At 43.3% G+C, this 15,890-nt stretch carries 13 protein-coding genes, 1 tRNA gene and 4 pseudogenes; 8 read left to right on the top strand and 10 right to left on the bottom strand.

Features of this window, described 5'->3' with window-relative positions; translation table 11 throughout:
- Positions 1 to 215: 215 nt before the first annotated feature.
- Positions 216 to 1,037 (bottom strand): annotated as a pseudogene (locus BM135_RS14015) (IS110 family RNA-guided transposase); the annotation flags it as partial.
- 163 nt (positions 1,038 to 1,200) lie between these two features.
- Between BM135_RS14015 and BM135_RS14010 the strand changes: the two are divergent.
- Positions 1,201 to 2,085, top strand: a complete 885-nt coding sequence (locus tag BM135_RS14010) for an IS982 family transposase (RefSeq protein ID WP_092520615.1) — start codon at positions 1,201 to 1,203, stop codon at positions 2,083 to 2,085.
- Between the two features lie 111 nt (positions 2,086 to 2,196).
- Here BM135_RS14010 and BM135_RS14005 read toward each other — a convergent pair.
- Positions 2,197 to 3,179, bottom strand: a pseudogene (locus BM135_RS14005) (IS30 family transposase).
- Between the two features lie 619 nt (positions 3,180 to 3,798).
- On the opposite strand from BM135_RS14005, the gene BM135_RS14000 reads away from it, so the two are divergent.
- Genes BM135_RS14000 through BM135_RS13990 form a run of 3 tightly spaced genes read left to right on the top strand, consistent with a single transcriptional unit; the run spans position 3,799 to position 6,680 of the window.
- Positions 3,799 to 4,683, top strand: a complete 885-nt coding sequence (locus BM135_RS14000) for an LPD16 domain-containing protein (protein WP_092520601.1) — start codon at positions 3,799 to 3,801, stop codon at positions 4,681 to 4,683.
- Between the two features lie 12 nt (positions 4,684 to 4,695).
- On the top strand, positions 4,696 to 5,850 hold the full coding sequence (locus BM135_RS13995; RefSeq protein WP_092520598.1) for a cysteine desulfurase family protein: 1,155 nt from the start codon (positions 4,696 to 4,698) through the stop codon (positions 5,848 to 5,850).
- 11 nt (positions 5,851 to 5,861) lie between these two features.
- The gene (locus BM135_RS13990; RefSeq protein WP_092520595.1) at positions 5,862 to 6,680 is read left to right on the top strand and encodes a class I SAM-dependent methyltransferase; all 819 of its coding nucleotides are present in this window, start codon (positions 5,862 to 5,864) and stop codon (positions 6,678 to 6,680) included.
- A 219-nt stretch (positions 6,681 to 6,899) separates the two neighbouring features.
- Here BM135_RS13990 and BM135_RS13985 read toward each other — a convergent pair whose 3' ends face one another.
- From BM135_RS13985 to trmB, 4 genes are all read right to left on the bottom strand, one after another.
- Positions 6,900 to 7,637: a DUF2884 family protein gene (locus tag BM135_RS13985; RefSeq protein ID WP_092520593.1), complete on the bottom strand. Its 738-nt coding sequence runs from the start codon at positions 7,635 to 7,637 to the stop codon at positions 6,900 to 6,902.
- A gap of 76 nt (positions 7,638 to 7,713) precedes the next feature.
- Positions 7,714 to 8,640, bottom strand: a complete 927-nt coding sequence (gene glsB, locus BM135_RS13980) for a glutaminase B (protein WP_422646160.1) — start codon at positions 8,638 to 8,640, stop codon at positions 7,714 to 7,716.
- Between the two features lie 73 nt (positions 8,641 to 8,713).
- Complete coding sequence (locus tag BM135_RS13975) at positions 8,714 to 9,040, bottom strand: YggL family protein (protein WP_092520588.1); 327 nt, start codon at positions 9,038 to 9,040, stop codon at positions 8,714 to 8,716.
- Positions 9,040 to 9,759, bottom strand: a complete 720-nt coding sequence (gene trmB, locus BM135_RS13970; RefSeq protein ID WP_092520607.1) for a tRNA (guanosine(46)-N7)-methyltransferase TrmB — start codon at positions 9,757 to 9,759, stop codon at positions 9,040 to 9,042. Before trmB ends, BM135_RS13975 begins: the two co-directional genes overlap by 1 nt.
- A 243-nt stretch (positions 9,760 to 10,002) precedes the next feature.
- Between trmB and mutY the strand changes: the two genes are divergently transcribed.
- The 4 genes from mutY (at position 10,003) to BM135_RS13950 (ending at position 12,763) form a co-directional block, all read left to right on the top strand.
- The gene (gene mutY, locus BM135_RS13965) at positions 10,003 to 11,043 is read left to right on the top strand and encodes an A/G-specific adenine glycosylase (RefSeq protein ID WP_092520578.1); all 1,041 of its coding nucleotides are present in this window, start codon (positions 10,003 to 10,005) and stop codon (positions 11,041 to 11,043) included.
- A 26-nt stretch (positions 11,044 to 11,069) separates the two neighbouring features.
- Positions 11,070 to 11,342, top strand: a complete 273-nt coding sequence (locus BM135_RS13960) for an oxidative damage protection protein (protein WP_086107997.1) — start codon at positions 11,070 to 11,072, stop codon at positions 11,340 to 11,342.
- Between the two features lie 106 nt (positions 11,343 to 11,448).
- Entirely contained in the window at positions 11,449 to 12,522 is a 1,074-nt protein-coding gene (mltC, locus tag BM135_RS13955) for a membrane-bound lytic murein transglycosylase MltC (protein WP_092520604.1), read from the top strand.
- A gap of 165 nt (positions 12,523 to 12,687) precedes the next feature.
- Positions 12,688 to 12,763: transfer RNA gene (locus BM135_RS13950), tRNA-Phe, on the top strand.
- A gap of 356 nt (positions 12,764 to 13,119) precedes the next feature.
- Here the strand turns inward: BM135_RS13950 and BM135_RS13945 are convergent.
- From BM135_RS13945 to BM135_RS13930, 4 genes and pseudogenes are all read right to left on the bottom strand, one after another.
- Positions 13,120 to 13,497 (bottom strand): annotated as a pseudogene (locus BM135_RS13945) (site-specific integrase); the annotation flags it as partial.
- A 166-nt stretch (positions 13,498 to 13,663) separates the two neighbouring features.
- Positions 13,664 to 14,289: pseudogene (locus BM135_RS13940) on the bottom strand (tyrosine-type recombinase/integrase); the annotation flags it as partial.
- 207 nt (positions 14,290 to 14,496) lie between these two features.
- On the bottom strand, positions 14,497 to 15,420 hold the full coding sequence (locus BM135_RS13935; protein ID WP_092520575.1) for a TraI domain-containing protein: 924 nt from the start codon (positions 15,418 to 15,420) through the stop codon (positions 14,497 to 14,499).
- A 66-nt stretch (positions 15,421 to 15,486) separates the two neighbouring features.
- Positions 15,487 to 15,846, bottom strand: a complete 360-nt coding sequence (locus tag BM135_RS13930) for a hypothetical protein (RefSeq protein WP_245737415.1) — start codon at positions 15,844 to 15,846, stop codon at positions 15,487 to 15,489.
- Between the last annotated feature and the right edge of the window lie 44 nt (positions 15,847 to 15,890).

Genomic DNA, 15,890 nt, shown 5'->3' with positions numbered 1-15,890 from the left:
TGACTATCCTGAATGCAATGCTCAGAAAGAACGAAGAATGGAATGAATCTTACCATCACGTTGCGCCATAATTTTTATGTTCAAGACAGTTGCTTACCCGGATTTGAATCCCATCGAACCCAAATCGGCTGAAGTAAAGGCAATCAGAAGAAGAGAAAGGTGTTCAATTGATGAGCTGTTTAGGGTGCATGTTGACTATGCCTGATTATATTGATTCTGCTATAGCTATCTCCGCGTTTCGTGATCCCCAATAACCTGACTTTTCCTCCGCGGCTATGTTCCCTTGGTATCAGCCCCAGATAGCTGGCAAAATGGCGGCCATTTTTGAAGTCATTGCTGTCGCCCAAGACGACCATCAGAGCCGATGCTCCCAGTGGACCGATACCCGGCAGTGTCAGTAACCGCCCGATATCTTCCTGTTGCGTATTCAGGTGGTCGAGGCGTTTATTCAGCTTCATCAGGCGCTGCTGTTGTTCTTTGAGTTCAAACAACAGTTCCTGAAACAGTTCACGGCTCATTTGAGTCAGGTCATTTTCCGCGTTTTCCAGATGATCAGGCAAACATTGCTCAACTTTGTGAGCGCTTTCTGGGATAGCAATGCTATATTCCAAGCCTAATCCCCGGATTTGATTAATCAGCACCGTTCTGTTTTTCATTAGCCGCTGGCGAACCCGATGCAAACACTGAATATCCTGCTGTGCCTGTGTTTTTTCCGGAACATACAGTATTCCCGGGCGACTGTCTGCTTCCACAAGAGCCATAGCATCATTTTTATCATTCTTGCTGCCCATTCTGAAGGGCGCGACATATTGGGAACTGATTTGCTTCACTTCGTGACCAAAGCGTTTAAATTGGCGACTCCAGTAATTTGCACTCCCACAGGCTTCCATTACAATTTTTGAAGGGGGTTGTTGCGCAATGAAAGCCGTCAGTTTATCGCGTGAAACCACCGTATTTTTAATCATTTTTCCAAGCGGGGATGCAATATGTAATTGAAACACTCGCTTTGCTAGGTCAATTCCGATAACTTGTTCCATTGGGCACCTCTTCATGTTTTTACTGATATATTCAGCATGGCTCACTGAAGCCGCTTAGGGGAGGTGTCCATTTCATTAATTCTGGATAAGAAATTGACGAGAAGCCTGTTTCAGGAGCAATGTTTTGGTGCATACCAAAAACCGCTCCGGGGAGGAACAGGCAATGAACAAATTAGTTGAAATTTTCATCGATGTCGATGACTTTTGTTGTTTTTTCATTCCACAATGGGAACAATTTTGTCTCAATAAGGGATATCGCCTACGTCGTAGAAAAGGTCATATGTATCCCAGTGAAATCATGACCATCTTGATCCTCTTTCATCTGTCGCATTATCGTGATTTTAAACATTTTTATCTGGAGCATATTTGGCGATATCATCATCACGACTTCCCCACCTTGCTCAGTTATACTCGTTTTATCAGTGTCGCTCCTTCCGTTTTAGTGCCGCTGTGCAGTTATCTGACGCAATTAAAAGGAAAACCCACAGGCATAGCTTTTATTGATTCCACGCGTTTGAGTGTCTGTCATAACATCCGTATTCCCCAGCATAAAGTTTTTAAAGGAATAGCACAACGTGGGAAAACCTCAATGGGCTGGTTCTACGGCTTCAAATTACACCTAATTGTTAACCATCACGGTGACATTCTGGCACTGAAAGTGACGCCGGGGAATGTCGATGATAGGGAATCTGTACGTGAATTATCAAAAAAACGGGTAGGAACGCTTTACGGTGATAAAGGTTATCTCAGCCAGACACTGGCGGATGATTTAGCTAAAAATGGTATCACACTTATCACAAAAAAACTCCGTAACATGAAAGCACACATGCAAAATATGTGGGATAAGATAATGTTAAAAAAGCGATTTATTATTGAGACGATTAATGGACAATTAAAATTAATTTCCCAGATCGAGCACTCACGCCACCGGAGTATAAAAGGATTTATGATAAATGTTTTATGTGAGCTGATTGCTTATTGCCTGAAATTGAAAAAGCCATCACTTAAGAATTTCTTTTCAGAGGCCGATTTGCCCGTGATGGCTTAAACGGTATTCGAGTTAATTATTTTTTTACTGATTGTTATTTTATTGATACTTTAACTCTCCATAATTGTATTTACCAAGATAATAAATTTATGAGTTTCTTGGATTCACATATTAAGTGCAACATCGTAACGAACGAAGTAAATGAGTGGGTATTCCTTTAAATAATTCATTCGGTGTTTTATCATCGCGTGTTTTACGAGGACGATGATTTAAGCGATTTGCCACAAGGTTAATCTCTAACTCTGATACCTGATTAAAATCGGTTCCTTTTGGAAAGTAATCTCTGATTAATCCATCCGTGTTCTCATTTATCCCTCTTTCCCAGGGAGAATACGGGTGAGCAAAGTAAATGTTTGTCTCTAAATTTTTACTGATACGTTCGTGTTCAGAAAATTCGAGTCCATTATCAAAAGTGATTGTTTTAAATTTATTTTTTATCGGTGATAAGTGTCTTGTTATTGCTTTTGCAACCTCTTCGGCTGTTTTATCTTCAAGTTTAATTATGACTGTAAATAACGATTTTCGTTCAACTAAGGTCAATAATGCACTTTGATGATCTTTGCCAACAATGGTATCCCCTTCCCAATCTCCAATATGCTGTTTTTTATCAACACATTTTGGGCACTTTTCAATGCTGACTCTGTTTTTGATTTTGCCTCTGCGTTCATAACTTCCCTAGCGTTTACGATACGGTTTTTTAGCAATTCTGAGAGGCTGCCATCAATCACTACCATTAATTTTATCCTTTAAAATCAATCTATAAACTGTTTCATGATGTAAAGATATTATATTTTCCCTTTTGAGATAGCCGACTGTCTGCTCAGGACTTAAATCTTGCCAAGTTAACTATTTAATCAATTGTGTGATCTCTGGTGTCACTTTTACTGCGTTTACCGCAATATGGCGGCGCTCTGAGGTTTTAAGCTGAGCCTGTTTAGGACAGTATTTTGTGCTTTCCTGTTTCGGTTCAACTCTCGGCTAATCGTTGATGGGGCTCGATTAAGCGATGTTGCAATAAAGCGTTGGGTAAAACCGGCTTCTTTTAAGCTGAAAATCTGATATCTTTCTATTTCGGTCAGTTGTGTATAGGTCATAGCGTATTTTCCTTTGGCGAGAAAGATGCCTACTATAGCAACTAACCGCCTTTCTTAGAAATTGCACTTATTAGGCAAATCCAAGTCTTTCATAAATATATTCCTTCAACTTCAATCATTGATTTTCTAAAGAAAATAATCTTCTCACAAATAATTTAATTCATTTTTATAGGAAATATCTTTGTCATGATTAAATATATTCCAGTAATAGTCACAAGATATAATAAATTATGCCAGCATGTTAATCCTGATGCTTGTGAGTGTATGGTTTCCAATATTTGAGATATAAATTACGCACATGGAAAATAGGAAACATCAAGTAAACACATTAATACTTTACCGTAAAAATATACAGCATCAACTTTTGATATTAATGCATATAAAATATTAAAAAAATAACACCAATAACAAATCAATTTAATTGTTAGCTAATTAATTATATGTAAGTATATGAACAATTATCTATCAATTAGATAATTAATAATGCCATAGGCAGGATGTGCATAATGCGTGAAATTAAGTGCTCCACAAACAAAAGTTGAAACGGTTCATACGACTTTCAGAGCTATAGCACAGCCTTTAACTTACTAATAAACCAATAAAATAAATATAGGTATATATGCAACAACTCAATATCACAAATAGCCACCGTCTGGTTCGATCCGAGGCTGAGATACTCGAGCTTATTCTAACCGAAATAACTAATACATCACATCCGGATCTCGTCATCATGGCAGGACATTTCATGCTTTTCCTCGACGAAGAGCAAAAGCTCCTTGTTCCGGGGATCATTGAGGAAAATTTTTCACCCATGCGCGAAAGAATTGCGCGGCGTGTAGGTATTTTTCCAGGATACACCTGGGAACTTGGTGTTCGGATTGCAGAGCAGCTTGAGCCGCAATTCGACGCAATCAAATTCTTGCTACTCATCAATGATTGGCAATATGTTTCGCACGATAGCGGTTCTGCATCCGAATTAAGACAGGCCTTCTACGAGAAATTCAGCACACTTCCGACCTCGTACAAATCTATCTTAGAACGTAGTGGACAGTTTTCTGAGCAGAACATACTTGCAAGTCGAAAACATCCTATTGCCTACCCGGAAACCTGGCTGAAATATCGGTTCCAAAAAAGTGCCAACAAGTTTGTCAAAGCAGGACGCTTGGAACGTCGCATTCTTGATAATGGCCCTAATCCCGGAACCGAAATCTCCCTTGTAGATGAAAACGGCGACTATAGACCTCTCATTACCTGTGGCGTTACTGGGTGCGCAGGGGAGATTACCGAAATGATAGCTGAGGTTTATAATGCACAGCATCGTCTTCTGGTTATCTTTGCCCCCGGAGAGTGCTTCCACCCCGTCAAAACAGGGGTAAGTACAGCTCTCTTCCTATATGGACTGTCTGGTATGAAGGTCATCGTCGCAGATCCAGGTGGAAGCGGAGAAATGCAACCAGAAGAGATTTTTTCGAAGCTCGTTAACGTTGAGGTTTTCACTTCTTAACGGAGAGTTGTTATGAATGTCAATGAAAACGCTAATGGCATCATCTATCTAGACCACTGTGCCACAACGCCGTGTTTTCCAGAAGTTGCTGATATCATGCGGTCTTACATGGACAATGAATTTGGTAACCCGTCTTCTTCTCATGTGATGGGGCGTCGTGCCCGATATGCTGTCGAGTGTGCAACTCAGCAAATTGCATCGCTCATCGGTGCTCGCCCAGAAGAAATTGTTTTTACATCGGGTGCTACAGAAGCCAATAATATCGCGCTTTTTTCAAGTTTTGCCCACAATGAACGTGCTCCTGCGGGAGCACTGCTTTGCCCCATTGACCATAAATCTGTGCTGCATGTTGGTAAAGAATTAGCTCGCCGGAAGCTTGCTATCGACTACCTCCCTGTTGCCGCTAATGGTCGAGTACAACCAGAAGATGTCATGACTAAATTGACGGCTGATACCCGCATTATTAGTGTTGCTCATGTGAATTCTGAACTAGGAACAATTCAGCCGATAGATGAAATAGCTGCGATCACACGCCGATCAGGGACTTGGCTACATGTAGATGCAGTCCAGTCCGTCGGAAAACTTCCCTTGAATGTTAAGGACACCGGGGTTGACTTATTGTCACTTTCCGCCCATAAACTGCGGGGGCCGAAAGGAATCGGGGCGCTCTTTGTCGATTCACGCATAGCAAAGCATTTAAGGCCTTTTATCTATGGTGGCGGTCAAAATCATTTGCGCAGCGGCACCTTGCCAACATCATTGATTGTAGGGTTCGGTCTTGCGTGCCAAATAGCTCAATCGAACCTTATGCAACATAAAACAAAAGTCACGGCGCTGAGAAACTATTTCGTGACTCGTCTTCTACAAAAAGCACCAAATGCTGTGTTGAACACAGATCTTTCTTGCAGCTCACCCTATATCGTGAACGTTCGGTTTGAAGGCATTGCTTCGGAAGCACTAATATCTGGCTTGCACCAAGTAGCTATATCGTCAGGCTCTGCTTGCAACTCCACAGAACTACAACCCTCATACGTTCTTACAACTGTTGGCTTAAGCGCTGTTCAAGCTGGTTCATCAGTTCGTTTTTGTCTAAGTCCAGATCTTGACAATAAAGTATTAGATACCGCAATCGAACACCTCTTCTTCCGATTAAATTCAATGCGTTAGGAGAACTATTCATGACCATACAAACCTCTTCCCCAAGCTCTGGTTTTTATGAGCGAGCTTTCGGAAGTTTTTCTTCTAAAGCCGTCTCCGAAGTGCGCAAAGAAACCTATGGAGAAGATTTGGGACAGAACAACTGGTCTTCTGTTGATGAATTTAGAAAGTTTTCGCAATGGCTTAAATTATCCGATCGCTCACATGTGTTAGATGTATGTAGTGGATCTGGCGGTCCCGCACTGTTCCTGGCAAAAACAAACGGCTGTAGAGTGACAGGTGTTGACATTCATCCTGATGGCCTTCTTACTGCCAGACAACTTGCAGTAGATTTCGAACTGCAATCCCGTTGTAACTTTGTTGACAGTGACGTTCGTCAGCCTCTGCCATTTCCTGATGGCACTTTTGACGCACTATGGTGTATCGACTCTGTGATTCATATTTGGGATCGGTTGGCTCTGCTACGCGAATGGTATCGACTACTGAAACCAGGTGGGCGGTTTTTATATACCGATCCCACATTGGTAACGGGTATGCTCAGTAAAGAAGAAATTATGTTGCGGGGCACTCCAGGTTATTTCCTTTATAGCCCAGTCGGATTGAACGAGCGTTTGATCAGAGAAGCCGGTCTTTGCCTTGAAATGCAGGAGGATCTCACACAAAGCGTTGTTGAGCTGAGTGAACGCTGGCGTGTCGCGCGTGAAAAGCGTAAGGAGCAGCTTACCGCCATGGAAGGTGACGGGGCGTTCGAAAATATGCAGAACTTCTTGTCCACCACTCAATTAATTTCAATTGAGCGAAGGTTGTCGCGTGTAGTCTTTGTCGGTTATCGCCCGTGACAGCTTCCTATTATTGTCGGATAGATTAGCTGTCTTAACTTCTGGAGTATATTCAACTTAACTATTGCCGGGCTGAATGCCCGGTTTATTTTTTAATATATTGTCTTGTAAAAGATTTATTTATTTGTGAGATAATACTTCTCTCAAAATAGAGAGAACTAAAACAGACCAAGAAGAGCCAATATATTAATGATTCTTCTTGGATAGATATATTGTGATTTACTTAATAGAACTCATAAGGCTAATACGCTGTTGTTCTAAGTTACTAGCTTTGCTACACGCTTCCTCTTTTAAGCGCTTGAATTCCTTTTCCTGCTTTTTCCATTCAGCATCAAAGCCATTTTGCATTCCACCCAACCCACCGAGGAGAGACATTAACACCTGTTTGCCGTCACCATTTTGATTGCTATTTTTATGACTCATTTCGTTAATGCTATCCTGCAAAATACCACCAAGGCTCTGCTCGATAAGTTTTTTACCTTCGGATTCTACTTGTTTAGCTACCTGAGCGTTGAACATAAAACCATCATCACGGGTTTCAATTACTTTATCAATTTGTTTATTGAGTTCAGATTCCAATTGAGATAAACGGGTGCGAACATTGCTTTCCTTGCCCATCGTTTCAACAACTACTTTATCCAGCGACTGACGGGCACTTGCCAAATGACTCTGCGCTTCTTTCTTAACCCACGGCAAATCCTGACGAATCGTTTGTTGATATTGCAGGGCCTTGCTACGTTGTTCTGTACTCAATGGTAACGTTTTACCATCACGCATAATGGAACCATCAGGCAGTATTTTCAGGTTTCCACTAGCTCCTGCAATCTGGACAGAATTTGGCGTGACAATAATGTCATCATTTAGCGTCACATGACATTCAGAAATCGCCTGTGCCTGAGTAACAACTACCTGAGACGCAAATAACAATGATGCAGCAATCGTGATTCTGCGGAACATACATTCTCCTGATTTATTTTGTGTGTTTTTTTGCGTATTTATTTTGTGTAATAGCTTCTCATCAGCACGAACAAAATTAAAAAATAGAACGTCCAATACGCCCGGCCAACTTTTCCAGTGCCGCACAACCCGCCAATGAGTTACCGGATTTATCCAACTCAGGAGACCACACCGCTACGGTGAATTCTCCCGGGACAACACAAATAACTCCACCGCCAACACCCGATTTTCCTGGCATACCGATCCTGAAAGCAAATTCACCGGAACCATCGTACATACCACACGTCAACATCAAAGCATTAATCTGGCGAGTTTGTCGAAGGCTCAAAATTTGTTGACCGGAACCAATCATGCGTCCTTGGTTGGCTAAATAAATAAAACATTGAGCCAATTCAACGCAATTCATTTTCAAAGCACAGTATTGGAAATACGTTTGCAGAACCGTAATAACATCATTCTCAAAATTACCGAATGATTTCATCAGGTAAGCTATCGCGGCATTACGACTGGAATGCTCCATTTCTGAACGGGCAACGGTATCATCATAGCAAATGTCTTTTTGACTGGTGAGGTTGCGGACAAACTCCAGCATTCTATGCTTAGGTGCACTCAAACGTGATTGCAGCATATCGCAAATAATCAATGCTCCCGCATTAATAAAAGGATTGCGAGGAATTCCCTTTTCTAATTCCAATTGTACTAATGAGTTAAATGGCTGCCCCGACGGTTCCGTACCCACTCGTTGCCAGATATCCTCTTCCTTATAACGTGTCATCGCTAATGTTAAGCTCAACACTTTAGAAATCGATTGGACGGAGAAGCGTTTATCTGCATCTCCCGCTTTAAAAACCTGCCCATCTACCGTGCAAATGGCCATCGCCAAATTATTTACCGGAACTTCCGCCAGAGCAGGAATGTAACCTGCTACTTTTCCTTGGCCAATCAAAGGGCGCACTTCTTCTAAGATATCTGCCAATAACGAATTAGAGAACCTTACCTTCACCACTTTCTCTCCAGACAAATAGGGCTCCCCAAGGAGCCCCTGCATACAGCGCTATTTTTTATGCAACAGCGAATCAATCCCACCACACATCAAACAGTTCTGATGTGATAACTTCTTCCATACCGCGATCTTTCAACCAATTCTCTACCAATTGTCGATGTTCTTCAGTACATTTGCCGATTTTTTGCAGGCAGACGATACCTTCCCATTGCAAATAACCGCTGGCATCCAGAGCAAGGCCATTTGGCTCAATCAGCTCTTCAATCAAGGCATCCACCGTACTATCAACAACCTCAACGGATGTATCAGCCGGAAAATACCACTTTACAGAAAAACCCAATTCCTGAAACTCATTAATACGCAATTTTTTACGCAGACGACGACTACGATTTTTAGCCATTATTTTACCCTCTCAAACATTAGATCCCATACGCCATGACCTAACCGCTGACCACGCATCTCAAATTTCGTGACCGGACGCGAATCAGGACGTGGCACATAATCACCGTTTTCCGATAAGTTTCGATACCCTTCTGCTGCGCTCATCACTTCCAGCATATGCTCTGCATATGGCTGCCAGTCAGTTGCCATATGAAAGACACCACCTATTTTCAGCTTATTTTTAATCAATTGTGCAAATTCAGGCTGCACAATTCTACGCTTGTTGTGACGAGCCTTATGCCATGGATCAGGGAAGAAAAGCTGAACCATTTCCAGACCCTGATCTGGGATCATATTGTTCAACACTTCGATAGCATCATGACACATGACACGCAGGTTACTGAGCTTCTCTTCTTCTGCGGATGCCAAACATGCCCCAACTCCTGGTGCATGAACTTCAATCCCCAAAAAGTTTTTCTCTGGATTTTGGCTTGCCATCGTCACCAATGATGCACCCATCCCAAAACCAATCTCCAGTATTACCGGAGCCTTACGACCAAAAAGCTCTTCCATATTGGGAATTTCTGCCTGATAGTCCACCCCCATCTTCGGCCACACATCATCAAGCGCTTGCTGCTGGCGACTCGTTAACCGTCCCTGCCGACGCACAAAACTGCGGACACGGCGCAACGCCCTGCCATTTTCATCATATTCCGGTGAAATTACGTTATTTATCATGGTACTTTCTGTCAGTTTTAAAGACATTTTTTCAGGCGCCCGGGACTTTATATACCGCAGGATTGCCCTAAGAGAGTGCAATTATGCAAAGATGGCTGAGTTTATCAAGTTCAGTGTCCATAAGCACAACTTTAATGCTAGTTTGCGTAACGTTTCGAAACAAAGTTCGGGTTTACACTGAGGTTACACTATGTTGCAATCCCGCTCACAAAACAATAAACAGATATAAAGACAATTATTCTAATGATGGAAGCCGAGCAATTTTCACAGGTGGTACTTGAATGGTATCACCGCTATGGCCGCAAGACTTTGCCGTGGCAATTGGAAAAAACATCCTATCACGTCTGGCTTTCAGAGGTGATGCTGCAACAAACGCAAGTCGCGACAGTCATTCCCTATTTCCAAAAATTTATTTCACGTTTTCCCAACGTTGCTTCTTTGGCTGCTGCACCACTGGACGAAGTTCTCCATTTGTGGACAGGTTTGGGATATTACGCACGCGCTCGTAATTTGCACAAAGCAGCGCAACAGATTGTGACGTTACACGACGGCAATTTTCCGACAACATTTGATGATGTTGTTGCCCTGCCCGGAGTAGGGCGCTCGACTGCCGGAGCCATTCTTTCGCTGTCCCAAGGCAAGCATTTCCCTATCCTTGATGGTAATGTGAAGCGTGTTTTGGCTCGCTGTTACGCCGTTGACGGATGGCCGGGGAAAAAAGAAGTTGAGAACCAATTATGGGATATCAGCACACGTGTTACCCCCAAACAAGGCGTCGAGTTTTTTAATCAGGCGATGATGGACTTGGGTGCTATTGTCTGTACCCGCAGCAAACCAAAATGTGAGTTTTGCCCACTTAATGCGGGTTGCATTGCTTACGCCAAGCATAGCTGGGACAATTATCCGGGGAAAAAACCGAAACAAAGCATTCCTGAAAAAACCGCCTACTTTTTATTAATGCAACATGGTGATACGGTTTGGCTAGAACAGCGCCCACTTTCAGGTATTTGGGGTGGTTTGTTTGCTTTCCCACAATTTGCGGATCAGGCATCACTGGAACAATGGCTGGAAAATTCAGGCATTTCTCACAGCAAACCTGAACAACTGATAGCATTCCGTCATACATTCAGTCATTTTCATTTAGATATCGTCCCCATTAGAATTGATATTTTATCTTTTGATTCCTGCATGGATGAAAACAAAGGACTTTGGTATAACTTACGCCAGCCAGCAATGATTGGATTGGCAGCTCCCGTTGAATACCTTTTGCAACAATTGGGTTAATTTACCCACTATTTTGAGGATTAATTATGAGCAGAACTATTTTTTGTACTTTTTTGCAACAAGAAGCCGAAGGCCAAGATTTTCAGCTCTATCCCGGAGAATTGGGCAAACGTATTTTTAATGAGATTTCTAAAGAAGCATGGCAACAATGGATGGGTAAACAAACCATGCTGATTAATGAAAAAAAGCTAAATACCATGAATCCAGAAGATCGCAAGCTGCTTGAACAAGAGATGGTAAAATTCCTGTTTGAAGGACATGACATTCAAATCGACGGTTATACACCACCGGAACAATAATATTACTACTCGATTGGCATAATAAGAGCCATTTTTTATGGCTCTAAACATGAGCATTAATAAAATCTCAATATTCAACAGCATTAATATCCAACGGCATTGTAAAATGAAAAGACTGCTGGCTCTGATTCTCCTCGCCCCACTTTTAATTTCCTGTTCTAGCAAAAAAGATATTGAATACAACGAAGAATATGTAAAAGACACCAATGGATTCGATATCTTAATAGGACAATTTGCTCACAATATTGAAAATATTTGGGGTTTGCAGGAAATTTTAATCGCAGGCCCAAAAGATTACGTTAAATATACAGATCAATATAAAACCCGCAGCCATATTAATTTTGAGACGGGAAATATTACGATTGAAACCATATCTTCAATTGAACCCGATGAGCATTTACGTAAAGCGATCGTTACTACTTTACTGATGGGAGATGCTCCGGGAACTATCGATCTTTATTCGGATGCCAATGATATTCCGATCAGCAAAGAACCGTTTCTATATGGGCAGGTTTTAGATAATAGTGGTGAACCTATTCGCTGGGAATGGCGCGCACGTCACTTTGCCAATTATCTGATTCAGAACAAATTGCAAAAACGCCAGTCGGGGTTACACGTTATTTGGTCAGTCACCATGCAGTTGGTTCCTAACCATTTAGATAAACGCACCCATAAATATCTCCCTATCGTTCGTAAAGCATCTATCAAATATGGCGTTGATGAATCCCTAATCCTTGCCATCATGCAGACTGAATCCAGTTTTAACCCTTATGCCGTTAGTCGCTCTGATGCTTTGGGGCTTATGCAAGTAATGCAACACACAGCCGGACAAGATGTTTTCAAGATGCAAGGAAAATCAGGCCAACCTAGCCGTAGTTATCTCTTTGATCCTGAGAACAACATTGATGCTGGCACAGCTTATCTATCAATATTGCAAAATACATATTTAGGTGGAATCAAAAACGCTACCTCACGTCGATATGCCGTTATCACGGCTTATAATGGCGGTGCAGGCAGTGTATTGCGCGTATTCTCCAGTGACAAGAAAAAAGCAGCTCAGATCATCAATTCAATGAAGCCGGGCGATATTTATGAAACGCTGACTAATAAGCATCCTTCTGCCGAATCACGTCGCTATTTAATCAAAGTGAACAACGCGCAGAAAAGCTATCGCAGATAATTGATAATAAATTCTTTTATAGTAAAGAACTAACAAATGGAGAGGTGATTATCTCTCCATTTTGTTTGGAATTATAGCTTGTTGTGTAATTTAAGAGCATATAAATAAATTTATGCAGAAAGTGTTTGACGGATTAGGCTGAATACGGTTTAATGCGCCTCGTTAGCCCGGATAGCTCAGTCGGTAGAGCAGGGGATTGAAAATCCCCGTGTCCTTGGTTCGATTCCGAGTCCGGGCACCAATTTTAAAACTCGTTTGTTGAAGTGATATCAATAACTTAACACGTGAGTCAGAAATAAGTGCTGTTAAGCAAATGTTAATAAATATAACCTATTACTTTGCGTAAGTTAATAGACTAAAAACAGCTACTTTACGAAGTCAGATGAACACAGTTTGTGCTCACCTTTTTACGCTGAAAGTAATGATTTCAGTAATTGATTCTGATGTCAAGTCAGGTGATTGTCAGAATTGACCGCCGAACACACTTCCCTGTTCTTCGTTTTGTGTCTCCACCTCCAAACCATCCCTTAACCCAGTGACACAGTCAGGGCAATCCCGCTGATATCTTGCCCTGTTTTTTTACATCGCGTTAACGGATTACACCGAAATATCCAGATAAAACGCCAGTTCATTCGCCAGTGTTTTACCCGCGATGTCCATATCGATATCAATATACTCTATCGTGGTCGCCACACTGCGGTGTCCCAACAAACACCTGACCAGCTGCAAATTACGGTCGGGTGCCTTCATCAGCTCTGTCGCCAGCGTATGACGAAAACGATGGGGGGAGACGGCAAAACCACACTCTTTAGACAGGCGGTTAAAGAAAGAACGAAGATGCTGCTTTTCTCTGTCATGATTATACAGGTGACTGACATGACGTCCGTGATGACGAAAACGCAGACGGGTTAAATCAAACAGCAGATCATTCTCTTTCGCCCCACAGGCTTCTGCCTGTTCAACCAGCTGCGCCAGTCCTGTCTTTTAGTCACATCTTAAATTACGAGCAAATAACCGCAATTTGATAAATATACCCAACTGATTTTAAAGGAAATATTCTCCAATGCTGTCTCGAGGAGTTTAAAATAATTTATATAAAAAACAGCAGGATACAAAGTTGTGTATAAGAGACAGGCGCCAGTCGGGGTTTCAGTTGCGGGATCATCGGTACCCGCCATTCACTGTGGTTTTTACTGCCTTCCACACGCAATTCAATGTAACTGTTGTCCAGATTAATATCCTGTAACCGCAGATGCAGCAGCTGATTCAGGCGCATGCCCGTTAGCCGGAAGGTATCCAGTACGGTCAGCCAGTACCACGTCGGGTATAAGGCACAACGTCCTCCCCGCAAAGCGGCTTGTAAACGCTCTTCCTCCTCATACTGCTGCATCCGCAGGTAAATCCCGGTTATCTGCGCCTTACACAGGGTTTTCTTCTTTTTTTCTCTTTTTTCACTGCCGCATCGTGAAACGGATTTTTGGGGTGTGATAACAGTTTTCTTTCCATGCCGAAATTAAAAATGGCCTGCAGGTGTGCCACTTTATTGTTCCACGTATACCCGGACTATTTTTTCTATCAGCAGGTCACGCCGCCAGCGCAGAACATCCCGGTGAGTCACTTTCTCCGGTGATCCCGTTTCACCCATATACCGGATAAAGACCCGTACCACCTTGCGATAACTCCATTCGGTTGCCGGCCGTAACATCCGTGAAAAAAATACTCGTCCAGCAACGCATCCCAGCCCATTTTTTCCTCATTATTTAACATGATTGTTTCCTTAGTGTGTAAAGTTGTGTTCCGGTACAGAAGCATCCCATTAATAAACTGAAAATTAATTAACACGTTGAATTATTTTATTTTTCATATAATGACCTTTTGCACATTGCAGAAACAAGGCATTCTGACGCTGATACGGGGCGCTTGAACAATTTCAAATCGTTATTGTTACTATTTGTATTATTTCTCATCGAAATTTCACTCCGGTGCCTGAAACAATGACAGTAATGTCCGGGTATCATCGGCGGTGTCGGGCGCAGGGGCGGTTATCGGTGTGACAAGCGAAGTAACCGGATCTGGTGATGCCTGAACGGTAGCCACCTTCGCTTCAGCAGACTCAACAGGCTTCAGCAACGGCGACTTCACCTGCTCAGCCGCTGACTGAAGCAGTAAATCCGTCAACGGAACAGAAGAAGGATGCCCGCCAAGATGCAACATCAGACACTGCCACGCGTCGGGTACTAAAGACAGCCAGGTGATCGCTTCTTCCGGTAACAAACGGGCAGCCAGCAGCGTTTTATGAGAAACAGGCAACTCAGGCAACGAGACATGAAATCGGAAACGGAAACGGCGTGCAGGCACCCACAACCCCGGCAGCCAGTGGTGCCCATCATCCAGTTCACCTTCCAGTTGCCGCAACAGAGGCAGGTGGTAAAACAACGCGGCCCAGAATACCACTGTCTGCCACAACAAGCTCTGCGCGGCCTGTGTTTCCGGCGCCACGCCGGGTGGCAGCATGTGTCCTTTCGCCAGCCGCACGGCACAGGCAGTAAATTGCAGGGTCAGATCTATAAACCCACCACGATAAGACCAGACTCCTTCCTGTGTGGCAGGAATATGCTGCACACGGGCGCATAATTGCCGGAGCGGATCCAGATAAAACTGCTGATACAACCCCGCGGGCAGCGCACTGTTTTCCCACAGTTGCCGGAGAGACTGACAACGTTCTGAGTTTGCCAGCAGCGCTTCCGCTGACTGTGGCAGGAAATACCCCCGGTTGTCGCGAAGGGTTTCCGCTTGTTGTCCGGATGATTTTGATGATGTCACAGGCTGGCGGGCAAAATGACGTTTCAGCAGCGTGCCGGCAATCACCTGCCAGACGGTTAAACGCAAAGGTGCCATCGTGATACCTCACACGTTAAACGCTGCCTGTCGTCCGTGCCGGAGAATATCCTGCACTTCGCGGCATTATTGATGACAGGGCGAAACCATATGCAGCGACAGTAAATGCGCCTCATGCCATAATACACGGGCAGCCTGTGTATTCTGCCAGCCCTGCTCAAGCACGACTGACTGACACAACTGTTGCTGTTGCTTTTCCAGTGACAGGCGCTCCGATGCCAGTGTCACCGGTTGCGCCCAGACAATCTCGTCATAAAAGCGACCGCCGAGTACCTTGTTATCCTGAATATCATAAATCATCACGGTCATTGGAAAAAAAGCCCGCCGGCACTGACCCGAGGGCGTTTCCGGTACCGGCCAGTCACCCAAAAGATGCATAACTTTCAGCCGTTGTACCGCTTCGGTGACAGAAGCTGTCTCGCACACGGTCAGGGTTTCCTCCCGCAGTGATTGGGGCCTTTCGGGATGTT

Origin of the sequence: Xenorhabdus japonica (genome assembly GCF_900115195.1) — a bacterium.
Classification (GTDB): domain Bacteria; phylum Pseudomonadota; class Gammaproteobacteria; order Enterobacterales; family Enterobacteriaceae; genus Xenorhabdus; species Xenorhabdus japonica.
The sequence above is the reverse complement of the archived record's forward strand: the minus strand, read 5'-3'. Positions and strand labels throughout refer to the sequence as shown.